At 46.0% G+C, this 11,748-nt stretch carries 14 protein-coding genes; 2 read left to right on the top strand and 12 right to left on the bottom strand.

The window, feature by feature from the left end; genetic code table 11:
* Nucleotides 1-118: 118 nt before the first annotated feature.
* Genes vopD through sctW form a run of 12 tightly spaced genes read right to left on the bottom strand, consistent with a single transcriptional unit; the run spans nt 119 to nt 9,781 of the window.
* Entirely contained in the window at nt 119-1,123 is a 1,005-nt protein-coding gene (gene vopD / locus R7P69_RS20445) for a type III secretion system translocon subunit VopD (protein ID WP_005377262.1), read from the bottom strand.
* A gap of 10 nt (nt 1,124-1,133) precedes the next feature.
* Nucleotides 1,134-2,333 carry a type III secretion system translocon subunit VopB gene (gene vopB, locus R7P69_RS20440; protein WP_005377260.1) on the bottom strand — a complete coding sequence of 400 codons (1,200 nt, stop codon included), beginning with the start codon at nt 2,331-2,333 and terminating at the stop codon, nt 1,134-1,136.
* Nucleotides 2,334-2,340: 7 nt separating this feature from the next.
* Nucleotides 2,341-2,826 carry a SycD/LcrH family type III secretion system chaperone VcrH gene (gene vcrH / locus R7P69_RS20435; protein WP_005377258.1) on the bottom strand — a complete coding sequence of 162 codons (486 nt, stop codon included), beginning with the start codon at nt 2,824-2,826 and terminating at the stop codon, nt 2,341-2,343.
* A 12-nt stretch (nt 2,827-2,838) separates the two neighbouring features.
* Nucleotides 2,839-4,662: a virulence-associated V antigen gene (locus R7P69_RS20430; protein WP_137282049.1), complete on the bottom strand. Its 1,824-nt coding sequence runs from the start codon at nt 4,660-4,662 to the stop codon at nt 2,839-2,841.
* Nucleotides 4,663-4,672: 10 nt separating this feature from the next.
* Nucleotides 4,673-4,957, bottom strand: coding sequence for an LcrG family type III secretion system chaperone (locus R7P69_RS20425; protein WP_005395092.1), 285 nt, complete (start codon nt 4,955-4,957; stop codon nt 4,673-4,675).
* Nucleotides 4,958-5,017: 60 nt separating this feature from the next.
* Nucleotides 5,018-5,431, bottom strand: coding sequence for an LcrR family type III secretion system chaperone (locus R7P69_RS20420; RefSeq protein ID WP_053350345.1), 414 nt, complete (start codon nt 5,429-5,431; stop codon nt 5,018-5,020).
* Nucleotides 5,431-7,557 (bottom strand): SctV family type III secretion system export apparatus subunit VcrD, encoded by a 2,127-nt coding sequence (gene vcrD / locus R7P69_RS20415; RefSeq protein WP_104979251.1) that lies wholly within the window; start codon nt 7,555-7,557, stop codon nt 5,431-5,433. The genes R7P69_RS20420 and vcrD overlap by 1 nt, the downstream gene beginning before the upstream one ends.
* The gene (gene vscY / locus R7P69_RS20410) at nt 7,541-7,882 is read right to left on the bottom strand and encodes a type III secretion system chaperone VscY (protein WP_158156522.1); all 342 of its coding nucleotides are present in this window, start codon (nt 7,880-7,882) and stop codon (nt 7,541-7,543) included. Before vscY ends, vcrD begins: the two co-directional genes overlap by 17 nt.
* A gap of 5 nt (nt 7,883-7,887) precedes the next feature.
* Entirely contained in the window at nt 7,888-8,265 is a 378-nt protein-coding gene (gene vscX, locus R7P69_RS20405) for a type III secretion system protein VscX (protein WP_064368455.1), read from the bottom strand.
* Nucleotides 8,262-8,636, bottom strand: a complete 375-nt coding sequence (sycN, locus tag R7P69_RS20400; RefSeq protein WP_005388159.1) for a type III secretion chaperone SycN — start codon at nt 8,634-8,636, stop codon at nt 8,262-8,264. The genes vscX and sycN overlap by 4 nt, the downstream gene beginning before the upstream one ends.
* Nucleotides 8,623-8,907, bottom strand: a complete 285-nt coding sequence (locus R7P69_RS20395) for a TyeA family type III secretion system gatekeeper subunit (RefSeq protein ID WP_005377239.1) — start codon at nt 8,905-8,907, stop codon at nt 8,623-8,625. The genes sycN and R7P69_RS20395 overlap by 14 nt, the downstream gene beginning before the upstream one ends.
* Nucleotides 8,888-9,781, bottom strand: coding sequence for a type III secretion system gatekeeper subunit SctW (sctW, locus tag R7P69_RS20390; RefSeq protein ID WP_005388156.1), 894 nt, complete (start codon nt 9,779-9,781; stop codon nt 8,888-8,890). The genes R7P69_RS20395 and sctW overlap by 20 nt, the downstream gene beginning before the upstream one ends.
* A 185-nt stretch (nt 9,782-9,966) precedes the next feature.
* Between sctW and vscN the strand changes: the two genes are divergently transcribed.
* Both vscN and R7P69_RS20380 read left to right on the top strand, forming a co-directional pair.
* Complete coding sequence (gene vscN / locus R7P69_RS20385; protein WP_238951944.1) at nt 9,967-11,289, top strand: SctN family type III secretion system ATPase VscN; 1,323 nt, start codon at nt 9,967-9,969, stop codon at nt 11,287-11,289.
* Nucleotides 11,286-11,747 (top strand): type III secretion protein, encoded by a 462-nt coding sequence (locus R7P69_RS20380; protein WP_042523778.1) that lies wholly within the window; start codon nt 11,286-11,288, stop codon nt 11,745-11,747. Before vscN ends, R7P69_RS20380 begins: the two co-directional genes overlap by 4 nt.
* Nucleotide 11,748: the final 1 nt, after the last annotated feature.

Here is an 11,748-nt window from a genome sequence, read left to right as displayed (position 1 = left end):
AGTAGTTTTACAGGCAAAGCCGAAACGGATGATAACCACCTACTGAAGTAGGTGGTTTAGGGCTGAAAATAAAAAAAGCGTTGTATAAACAACGCTTTGTAGTTAGTGAAACGGATGGTTACACCGTTGGGACTGACGCTCGCCACGCTTGGTTCTGGCTATCTGAGATAGATCGGAACAAGTCACGTAGCTCTTTCAATAAGCCTTCTTGGAAACCAATGTTTTCATCGGCTTTCTGTTTGGCTGCTTGTGCGCGAGTCGCTTGTACTTCATCATCTTTGCTGCGCGCTTGCGCTTTGGTTTGCTCTACATTCGATGCTGAGTTTGCCATCTGGCCCAAAGCTTGAAGAATCGCGTTCTTCGCTTGGTTTGAGCTCATCAACTTATCGAACTTACGGCCACCACTTGTCAGCTGCGCTGTCGTGTCTGCGATATTGTCTTTCGCTAGTGAGTGCGCACGCTTAACCTGATCTTGCTGCGTTTTAGACAAGCTATTGTTATTTAATAACTCTTCTGCTTGATCGAAGCCAGCTTTTTGCGTTTTAAGTACATTATTGCTCGCCATTTCATTCTTGATTTCTTTCCCTGCTTTGAAAGAACCAAGGGCACCAATAATTGCGGTAGCACCCGCTAGTACACCCGAAACGACTGCCATCGCGATCATCGCGCTTGCCGAGTTGTTGAGTTCTGCCGCTTGGCTTTCTAAACTCGCGACGTTTGCTTCAACAGCAATTTCACGTTGTAGCACTTGCTGCTCACGGCTCAGCTTTGATACTTGATACAACAATGTTAATAGCGTCAACGATTGTGATACCGCATCTGATGGTGACTTGATCACCTCCTCACCGTTAAGCGCTTTCATCGTTGTGCTCATTAATGAGCTCACCGTCGGTGCAAGAGCGCTCATTAGGTTTGCAACAACTTGAGCTTGGTTACTCACTGTAGGAGCTTTAGGTGTCTCTAACTGGTAGCGTGCTGCACCAGAAACACCTGACTCACTTTGGCTTTTAACGGCGCCCGCTTCAAGCTTTGTTTCCGGCGCTTTTTCTGCTTTGTTGGTTTTAATGGTGTCGCCTAAACCGTATAGTTCACCACGACCCGTTCCGCCTACTTTATCTAGCATAATAAACTCCTTATACCGTTGCAGGACGGCTTAACACCGTTTGCATAGTTTCACTTTTCGCTTGAATCATTTGCATGATGAGACTCATCAGCTCTTGGAAGTCTTCCATCAACTTACCAATCTCTTCTTTGAGCTTATCAATGACAGCCTGGCTTAACGTCATTTTGGCTCGAAGGTCTGTGATATCAGCCTGAATCTCTGTCACGTGAGCATTGTTAGCAGCGTGGACACTGTCCGTTGCGCCTTTACCCACGTTGACGGCAAGATCGACGGTTTCTGCGCCATAACGAATCGCTTTCGCTGTTGTTGTCGCAGCTTTTGTGCCCATATCCGCCACTTTCGCCATGTTTGCAGCGGCTTTCGTAGCGATTTCCGTGACCTTTTGAGCTACCTTACCAGCACCTTTTGCTGCAAGTTTCGCGATACCGCCAGCAGCTGCACCACCAAACGTCACAACAGCTCCGATAACCGCGACGGCGATTTCTAATGCCATTACGACTTTGTTTAGCACATCGACATTTACGCCCGCTTCTTTTAGCGCATCTTGAACGGCTGGCTCTTGCAACGCCATGCTCACTGCTCCCATGACGCCACCAGCGATCATAAGTGCACCGGCTGCTGCACCAACACCCGTTGCCACCATTACGGCACCAACAACAATAGAAACCACCGCACTGATCCAACCAAAGATCTTCGCTGCTAAGCCTGATTTTTGGGCTTCTTTTGCAGCGGCTTCCGATTCTTTGATTTTGTCTTGGTTTTCCACCATCTCTTTTTCGTGCTTAGCTTTTGCGACCTTCACTTCCTGAATTTTCAGCTCGTTTTGAGCACTTTTCAGTTTATCCGTGATAGCAGCAAGCTCTACTTCAAAATCATCAGCAGATCCTGCGATGATTTTAACGGCAATCGAACCTGTTTGGTCTGCAACTGCATGGAGAGATTTTGCAATGGTATCGACGATCTTTTGCAGCTGTGCCATGGCTTTTAGCGTCAAATCATTCACTTTGTCACTAACAGCTGCGTTAGGTGCATCTAACTGAACTTTTACTTTTCCGGTGTTCAGTACATCTGCATCTTTACTCTTCACGTTTTCTACCGTCACAGAAGGCGTCGCTGTAGACGCCGTTTTCTGCACGTTATCTAACGTGGCTTGGCCAGATTCAGGGCTATAAACCTGTGTCTGGATGCGGTCAAGTGCAATAGAACTCATAGTCTAATTACTCCTTTTTATTTCTCACCGCTTCTAACATGATGCCTGCACGCTCATGCAAATCTGCATATTGTGATTTTCCGGCAGACATCTCCTTCGCGCTGTAAAACCCACTCTCTGCTTCTGTCAGTTGTTCCAGTTTAAGGTGACATTCAGCAGAGTGAAAAGGTGGGCGTGGATCATTTACGTCCACTAGCGCTGCGTAGCTGTAGGCGTCTATTGCCTGCAGATACTCACCCAACTCCTGACGAGCCGCGCCAAGGCCAATGAAAAATCGCGCCTGATAATGATCAAGCATGCTGAGTAATTGAAATACTTTCGCTGCTTGCTCAATCTTTCCCGATTGGAAAAAGTTGTAACCTACGGCATAAATGTGTTCGATGGTGTCCTGAGACACATCGTGCAACATTTTTAGCGTGCCTCCCTCTTCCAAAAAAGACAGCAGTTCTTCTGCTTGCATTTGAGATGGATCGGTCGCGTTTGTTTTAGTCATGGTTGGTTATCCTTAAATGGCTCGTAGGATTTCTTGTAAAATACTGTGGTACTTCTGAACAAACTTGTTCATCGCTTCAACGGTCGAGTTGTATTGAGAACTGGTGTCGTTCAGCTCAGTGGTTTTGATTTGCACTTCATCGTTAAGCAACTTGGATTTAGCACTGACAGAACTAGAAAAATTAGACAGCTTTTTCGACTTCTCTTCGTCTTGGTACGAAGCACCATCACCGATAGTAATACCTTGTGTTTGAAGGAAGTCTCGATGGTTTGTTATCTTATTATCCGTCAAATACTTGTACTCAGGTGAAGCTTCAAAATCCGTTTGATTGCTGTAGTTAAAGTCACTCGCTTTGAAGTTACTTTCTGGATATCCCGGTTTATAAACCCCATCAACACTTTGCGTAGAGTGAATTTTTGATTGCACAACACCAAAAACTTTAAGCTGTATTGTGAGATCCTCTAATGCCTCTTTCTGGTCATTACGTTTCTCTAAACGGTTAACACGACGCTCATTTAGTGCAAGCAGCACTTGCTCATCAAAACGGTCTCCAATGCTGGACTCAACAACGGCCAACAAATCACGAGCCGTTAGAGAGTGCTCTGCTCTCACCTCGCGATCCGCTTTCTCTTTATCGGTGATATTGAGTAGACGCTCTTTCAATGCCCCTAAGTTCTTGCGCAATGCCTCGTATCGCTCAGTAAATGAAGCCCCGGTAGATTCACCTTTTACTATTTTTTCAAACTGTAATCGGATATCTCGTTCGGTGTTTTCTTTGATCAAATTAACTTGAGCTGCCGTTATTTGTGTCTTTTGGACATCGGCTATCGCGCTGTCCTGGTAAAAGTCGTCGATTTCTATATTTGTTAAACTCACCGCGAAGTTGGCGAACAGACTAGAAAGGGTCAAAGGCTCAGTTCCACCAATGACAGTATTAAGTGCTGCTTTTAGATTGTTCGTTCCACTCGCCTCACCATAAGCTGCGCTATATTGGCCTTTCACTTGAGCGGCCATTTCATCTAACGCTTCTTTAAGCTGCTGTTTAGAAATACCAGGAGTCCAGGTAATTCTGCTAGCTAGCGCACTTGCGTCATCGGTGCTTAAAGTAATACCAATGCCTTGAAAACTACTTTTTAATTGAGCTGAGACTTGAAGGGCGAAACTCTCTTTAGTCAACAGAAAGTCCGAGCTCTTCAGTTGCGCGAGATTAACGGAACCTAAGCTACTAAAGGCATTGCGAAGAAAAGAAATAGAAGCATCTCTCACTTCACGGGAGCCCATTTGATTAGCAAGCTCTGCAACAAAAAGAGAAATTTCTTTGGTGGCATTAGCCAGACCTGTCTCGGAGAGGTTGGCGATCTGCTCCGCTTGGTTACTCTGAGTGCCCAGATTAAATTGACTAACAAACTCAGTAGACAACGAGCTATCTACGTTTTCCGTCAGTAACTTACTAAACCAAGCCTGAAACTGATTTGATAGCGTTTGGTTTGTTTGAGCATTAAACTCGGCTGCGGTTAATTCGCCATCTGAGTTAGCACTTTGTAGCGACTTTATCCAAACAGATGCGGTGTCGGTCAATGATATACCAGCAAACGCGTTATTTTTCGCTTTTAGGTTTTCAAGCGTATCAACATAAAGCGCGATACTTTGTGATTCCGTTTGTCCCGAGATAGTTGGCAATGAAGAGATTAGGGAGGCAAGTTGCTGAGTCTCTGCTTCACCCAGTACAGGGGTAAATGCCTCTATCAAGTTTTGTTGGAAAGTGGGTAATGGTGCACTACTCGCAGCTGTGTCTGTTGCTCCTGTCGTAGAGCCAGTCGTTTTCATATTCGTCATTTCCAAACCTCTAAATCATCATGCCGCGCATCACTGTGGGACGCTTTCTGCGTTTACCTGACGTACCTTGTAGCTGATTTTGTTGTTGCCGGCGGCGCTGGACTTCGTCTATTAGCTCTTGCTCTGCACGTTTCATGGTATCTACTGGCGCTTTTATGCCGCCAAGTAAAACATCCCCCGCAACAGGACCAACACCTAAGCCTTCCAATAGCTCGTTAAAAATATCGGTTCTGTCTTCAGCTTTTCTAATGGCAAGCTCAGCGTTCTCAATCGCATCGGTAAACGGTTGCTTCATCTTGATTCCTATCTTAAAGCGGGTCATCTCATCGGTGCTGTCAGTAACAGTCGTGAGTTTTTACTTTTTCAACTTTTTCAAAGGTCTATAATCTGCTAGGCGTAAACAGTACCAGTCGTCTAGCTCATCATGGCTTGCACCGCATGCTTTTAGATAGAACTGTGCCAATCGCTGGCTGCTCATGTTGCTACCACGTAACACATCGACGTTGCCGCGAATGACCCAATCGGAGGGATAAAGTTGAATGGCATGTTCAGCCAAGAGAAATAAGCCGGCAAAGGGGTTACTCAACCCCAATTTTGGACGAATGCGTTTCAGAAGAACGATGATGATTTCACCGTCCTCCACCCGAAAAACGAGCTCTAAGCCTTCAACTTCAATTCGATAACCAAGTTGAATTTCACTTTGTTGCCAAAAGTATGGCGTCACTTCGATCCCCGCTTGCGCCAGCGAGAGTATTAGTTTTGTTTTCATTACATCCCCACCCTTCCAAGTGGCTGAATATTGATTTGCTGGGTTAGTTCTTGAAATGACAAAACGGGCAGATCGTAGTATTCCGATTCAATAAGCTTTCGCACATATCGGCGTACATCCATAGACACAACTAGCACAGGTTTATTCGGCATGCGGCTTAAGTCACCAATGGTCTGTTTCACATCACTGACAAATTGTTGCGTTACTGACGGGTCTAACGCCAAGTAACTCCCTGCTGAGGTTTGACGAATACCGCTGCGTATTGTGTCTTCGAGACTTTGATCCAATAAGTAAGCGGGCAACATGTTTTGTCCGCTCGCGTATTTGTAGCAAATGTAACGTTTTAAGCTGGAACGAATGTACTCCGTCAGCTGTACAACATCTTTCTCTTTTTGGCCCCACTCAACCATCGCTTCCAAGATCACGCGAAGGTTTCGGATAGAAATGTCTTCAGAAACCAAGCGTTGCAAGATTTCCGTCATTTTTTGCAACGGAACAATACGCTGGGCCTCTTTGACTAGCTCCGAATAACTGCCTTCCATCTGCTCCAACAGATAACGCGTCTCCTGAATACCAATAAAGTCTTGCGCGTACTCCTTAAGAACATGAGACAAGTGGTACGTTAAAATTCTGTCGGGTGTGAGAAAACCTACATGACTGGCTACGAGTTTTTGCTCATAACTCTGTGCCACCCAAATGCTAGAAATACCAGGTAGAAAATCTTCATCTTGCTCATAAGGCACGCCTAATAAATCGATCTGTTCATTCCCTTCTGTCACCAAGAGTTGATCTTTAACAATTCGTCCTCGTGCAACCGGGACTTCTTGTAACTGAATTAAGTACTCGCCATTTTGCATCCCCTCGTTAAAGCGCAGGTGGATGCCTGGGAAAGGCACGCCTAGGTCGAGATATAGTGCGCGTCTAACCCTTGCTAGCTCTTCATTTAATGCGACCGCTTCCAAGCTTTCCTGAAGGCTCGCGTCAAGATCAATCAACAGCGGGACCGTCATGGCGAACTCTTCTTGCTCACCTAACTTACCTTTACTGTTTCTAGAAGGCGTAGGTTTGCTTGGCTTCGCTGCTGGCGAACCGGCCCCTTGCGAAACAAAGCTTGATAAGTCGGTGCTATCTGATTCAGCTTGTTTTTTCTGTTGATAGAAAAGGAAGAAACCACCACCACCAACCACGGCGGCCAAGACCAGAAAAGTGATTTTTGGAAACCCAGGGATGAGTGCGAACAGCACCAAAAGCACACCACCAATAAGAAGTGCTCGTGGCTGAGCAATCACCTGCCCACCAATATCCGATCCAAGATCAGAAGAGTCTTCATGGGAAACACGCGTCACGATAATACCGGCGGTAATCGCGATAAAGAGTGCCGGGATCTGCGATACCAAACCATCGCCAACGGTCAAAATCGCAAACAATTCAAGTGCTTCAGAAGCACTCATGCCTTTTTGCGTTACCCCGATCGTGACGCCACCTAAGATGTTGACCACAATGATGACCAGACCCGCAATGGAGTCGCCTTTAACGAACTTCATCGCGCCATCCATCGAGCCATACATTTGGCTTTCTTTTTCAATCAGCGATCGTCGGTGCCTAGCTTCGTGTACGTCAATTACTCCGGCACGCATGTCACCGTCAATACTCATCTGCTTACCAGGCATCGCATCGAGTGAGAAGCGCGCACTAACTTCTGCTACCCTTTCTGAGCCTTTGGTGATCACCATAAACTGAACAATGGTAATGATCAGGAACACAACAATACCGACCACTAAGTTACCGCCCACAACGAAGTTACCGAATGTATAAACGATTTGACCAGCATCGCCTTGTAGCAAGATCAAGCGGGTTGTCGTGATAGATAAAGACAGACGAAACAATGTCGTGATCAATAGCACCGCAGGAAATGCAGAGAACTCAAGTGGCGTGGTGATGTAAATCGCTAACATAAGCAGCACCACCGCAATGCTCATGTTGGTGCCAATCAGCACATCCACCAGTGCGGTAGGAAGTGGCAATATCATCATAAAGACGATCGCGAGTAACATCACCGCAAGCATGATGTCTTTGCGTTGCCCTACTTTGTTTAGAATATCGATCAACTTATTCATGTGATTCACTATTTAAAGATTGCAGATAGCGTCGGTGCGCTTGGCGTGCCCCATCGACGTCATTTTGTTTCCAACGCGCTTGGCTTAAACAAAACCAGAGTCCTGCCGAGTCAGGATGAAGGTCGGATTTTAATAAGTGCTCACACACCTCAATCGTCCGGGTATATCGACCACTTTGTAAACACGCCACAGCAAGTGTTTGCATCGCCTCTTTGTGATGCGGTTCTATTTCTAGAACCGCATCGAGAATAGAAATGGCATGCTCTGGCTTTTGGTATTGAACTTGTAGCGCAGCGTGAACAAGTAAGAGTTCAATGTCTTTGGATCTCAACATGTTGGTTAGACCTGAATAAGGAGATTGAGCGCCATAGTAAGGTAACGCTGATCAAGTTGTGTACTTTGTAGCGTTTCGGATGCTTTGATAAAAGAAACGGAGCCTGAGTCCTGTGCAAGAACTTGCAGCTGAGCCAACGTTTCATCGAACTGTTGGCGGTACTTTTCTGGACGCAACAATTCTGAGTGCAACAATTTTGGCTTGGTTAACGCGATTAGGTATTGGTCTGAAGGCCTGAGGTCATAGAGCTTCTCTAAATGCGTAGCGACCGCCTGTCCATCCGGAAGTAATTGAAACCGTTCAGGGAAATCGGCCTTAACCTCACTATGAGTAACATGCGTGAAGGCTTCTATGCCTACGTTTAAAGTGCTAACTCGAGTCATGAGCCTGCCACATCGTTATGTAGACGAGCCAAAAGCGTAAACGCTTGCTCTAAGGTCGGAAGTGTTACTTCTTCTCCTTTTAGCCTTGCTGAAAAAACCAGAGTTTGCTCATCTAACAAGCCGGTTTTAATTTCGAAAGGCCAGCCTTGATCGGCATGACACAAACACAGTGCACTTTGAATCATGTCACTGGTTTGATGCCAAGATAACGCTCGAGACAACATCAAGAATAACTGCTCACCCTGTCGCTCAATATGCAGCGTACCACTTTGCTCAAAATCCAGCTGCACCCGTCCAGCTGAAGAGAAATCGACGGCATCGAGCCCCATTCCTCGGCAAAATTCATCGACGGATGCATCAATCCAACTCATCTTCCCACGCTTCCTCTTCTTCTATATCAATGGCTTCGTCTAGCGCCTTTTGTACCGCTTGGATTAAATTCTGTCGTTGTTCTTCATCGGCGAATACGTCAATTGGGATTGCGCGAACTAACTTATGGAACTCTCGAAAAAAATCGATTTTTTGTTCTACCGCCGTCAATTCCATTGCGTTGGCGACTTTCCATATCTCATCACTGCTTACCCATCGCTGCTCTACCAACGCAATCACATCAGCCATCAAATTAGAAACTTGATAAGCCATAATTCGTCCTTTCCGGTTTAAACATTTGGAACAGCTGATTCACACGATCTTGCAACGTATTTAGAGTTTTGAGTTTTTGCATATCGGACATCAACCACTGCAACTTAACCGAATCGATACTGCTACCTTGAACACTAAGATCTGCACTCATGCCTTGCAGCATAAAGTCAACAGCAGTCGATACCTCCTGCTCACCAAAGCGCGCCACTACATCTTGATAAGCCGCGCCGAGCCCTTGATAACTATGAACGGTATCGCGGTAGAAGCCGCGCAGCTGATGCAAAGAGCTAAACTCTTGCTCTTGGCTGTATTCATCAGCAAAATTTGAGACACGGATTTCCGTATCAATTTGAGACCATGTATCTGGGTTTTGCTCGATTCTTAGAAGTGCTTGGTCAATCAGCGCTAGTAGGTGTTTACTTTCTGGACTCGCACTCAAAAACTTTTTAACGGCTTTTAGGGCGAGGTATTGATGGCTTTTCTCCTCGGAAAACCCATTCAAGTAGGCTTGTAATTGCGCGATGGTCGAGATATTTCCTCCCGCCATTTTTGTAGCCAAATCTTTGATCTTTTGATTCTTTTCAAGATCAGGGACTTTTCTTAAATAGTCCGAAACGAGTTCATGTGCTTCATTAACTCGAACACCACTGTCTTTCACTTTGCGCTTGGTCAGATCTTTCTCTGCTTTTTCGGAACCGAGTGAAGTGAGTTCTTCCATCGCATCAAAAAGTGATTGTGTGGCATTGTGAACACGGACGGTTTCACCGCGATAATTGCCTTTTTGTGAAACGTCGGGGCGAGACGATTCCAACCCGTTTTGGATAGACGCATCAAACTTTGGATTTGTTGCGATATGATTGTTGATAATACTCATTCACTTGCACTCCTTCCGCACAATACAGGCGAATTATAGGAAGTGCGCTTTGTTGAAGCTGTCAAAATCAGACGTGTTTTTTTAGTGCGCTTTCAGTTTTCTAAAAACTCCCGACTGATATTCACTATAAATTGATTCTTATACTTTCTATCCTCTCAGCATCAATCATTGCGCATATTTTTACCTTGAACGATTTCTCATACATCACTGATATCCAACAATCTGCGATTAAACAGACGCGTTTGATCCAAATTCGCGGGCGCGTTACACAAGTCACCGGCACCATTATCAAAGCTGTCGTCCCTGGCGTTCGTGTAGGTGAACTGTGTGAGTTGCGTAATCCCGATCAAACTCTGTCTTTGTTAGCGGAAGTGGTTGGCTTCCAGCAGCATCACGCTTTGCTCACCCCGTTAGGAAATATGTTTGGGATTTCCTCAAATACAGAAGTAAGCCCAATGGGCAAAATGCACGAAGTGGGTGTTGGCGACCACCTGTTAGGTACAACGCTTGACGGGCTTGGGCGTCCTTTCGATGGTACGCAAAGTCAGGAACCAAGTGCTTGGTATCCTGTTTATCGCGATGCGCCACCACCAATGCAACGTAAACTGATTGAAAAGCCAATCTCTCTTGGCGTTCGATCCATTGATGGGCTACTGACCTGTGGTGAAGGTCAGCGCATGGGAATTTTTGCAGCGGCTGGCGGGGGTAAAAGTACCCTACTGGCAAAACTGATTCGCTCCGCAGAAGTTGACGTGACCGTTCTCGCCTTAATTGGTGAACGCGGACGCGAAGTGCGCGAGTTTATTGAACATGACCTAGGCGAAGAAGGAATGGCCAAATCGGTTTTAGTGGTCGCTACCTCTGATCGCCCAGCAATGGAGCGCGCCAAAGCCGCTTTTGTTGCCACTTCTATCGCAGAATATTTTCGTGACCAAGGTAAACGCGTGCTACTGCTGATGGATTCTGTAACGCGTTTCGCCCGCGCACAGAGGGAGATTGGACTAGCCGCAGGCGAGCCACCAACACGACGTGGCTATCCGCCTTCCGTTTTTGCCGCTTTGCCAAAGCTGATGGAACGAGCTGGACAATCAGACAAAGGATCAATTACAGCACTGTACACCGTGTTGGTGGAAGGTGACGACATGACAGAGCCTGTCGCGGATGAAACTCGCTCCATTTTAGATGGGCACATCATTCTCTCGCGTAAACTTGCCGCAATGAACCATTACCCTGCGATTGATGTACTTCGGTCAGCAAGCCGAGTGATGAATCAAATCGTTGGATCCGATCATCAGGCGTCTGCTGCTCATATTCGCGAAATGTTAGCTAAGTATGAAGAAGTTGAACTGCTAATCAAAATTGGCGAATACCAACATGGCGCAGATAGCCGAGCGGATATGGCCATTGCACAAAGTGATGATATACGCGCCTTTTTACGCCAAGGCACTCATGAACCAAGCGATCTTGATGGCGCTATCGCTCAACTTAAAGGGATGGCGAAACAATGATAGAACGCTTATTAGAAATCAAAAAAATTCGCGCTGAACGTGCGGATAAAGCCGTCAAGCGTCAAGAATACCGAGTGTCAAACGCCGCAGCACAGGTTCAAAAGGCCGAACGTTCTGTCGCGGACTATCACGTTTGGCGCCAGGAAGAAGAAGAGCGACGTTTTGCTAAAGCAAAACAACAAACGCTCGTTCTCAAAGAGCTGGAAACATTAAGACAAGAAATCGCGTTGTTAAGAGAGAGAGAAGCCGAACTTAAACAACGTGTGGCCGAGTCAAAAAAAGCGCTTGAAATCGAACGCTCGGCACTTAAAGAAAAGCAAAAAGAGGCGCGACAAGCCCATAAAACCAAAGAAAAATTCGTTCAGTTGCAGCAACAAGAAGTCGCGGAAAAATCGCGAGAAAGGCAATACCAAGAAGAACTCGAACAGGAAGAGTTTCGCACTGTCGACATTATCTAAA

Origin of the sequence: Vibrio sp. 661, from assembly GCF_033339315.1 — a bacterium.
GTDB classification, from domain to species: domain Bacteria; phylum Pseudomonadota; class Gammaproteobacteria; order Enterobacterales; family Vibrionaceae; genus Vibrio; species Vibrio alginolyticus.
The sequence above is the reverse complement of the archived record's forward strand: the minus strand, read 5'-3'. Positions and strand labels throughout refer to the sequence as shown.

Coding starts and splice junctions, on each gene's coding strand:
- vopD (WP_005377262.1), bottom strand. CDS start 1,123: ATGCTAGATAAAGTAGGCGGAACGGGTCGTGGTGAACTATACGGTTTA.
- vcrH (WP_005377258.1), bottom strand. CDS start 2,826: ATGACTAAAACAAACGCGACCGATCCATCTCAAATGCAAGCAGAAGAA.
- vscY (WP_158156522.1), bottom strand. CDS start 7,882: ATGTTGAGATCCAAAGACATTGAACTCTTACTTGTTCACGCTGCGCTA.
- R7P69_RS20380 (WP_042523778.1), top strand. CDS start 11,286: ATGATAGAACGCTTATTAGAAATCAAAAAAATTCGCGCTGAACGTGCG.
- sycN (WP_005388159.1), bottom strand. CDS start 8,636: ATGAGTTGGATTGATGCATCCGTCGATGAATTTTGCCGAGGAATGGGG.
- R7P69_RS20430 (WP_137282049.1), bottom strand. CDS start 4,662: ATGACGAATATGAAAACGACTGGCTCTACGACAGGAGCAACAGACACA.
- sctW (WP_005388156.1), bottom strand. CDS start 9,781: ATGAGTATTATCAACAATCATATCGCAACAAATCCAAAGTTTGATGCG.
- R7P69_RS20420 (WP_053350345.1), bottom strand. CDS start 5,431: ATGAAAACAAAACTAATACTCTCGCTGGCGCAAGCGGGGATCGAAGTG.
- vopB (WP_005377260.1), bottom strand. CDS start 2,333: ATGAGTTCTATTGCACTTGACCGCATCCAGACACAGGTTTATAGCCCT.
- R7P69_RS20395 (WP_005377239.1), bottom strand. CDS start 8,907: ATGGCTTATCAAGTTTCTAATTTGATGGCTGATGTGATTGCGTTGGTA.
- vscX (WP_064368455.1), bottom strand. CDS start 8,265: ATGACTCGAGTTAGCACTTTAAACGTAGGCATAGAAGCCTTCACGCAT.
- R7P69_RS20425 (WP_005395092.1), bottom strand. CDS start 4,957: ATGAAGCAACCGTTTACCGATGCGATTGAGAACGCTGAGCTTGCCATT.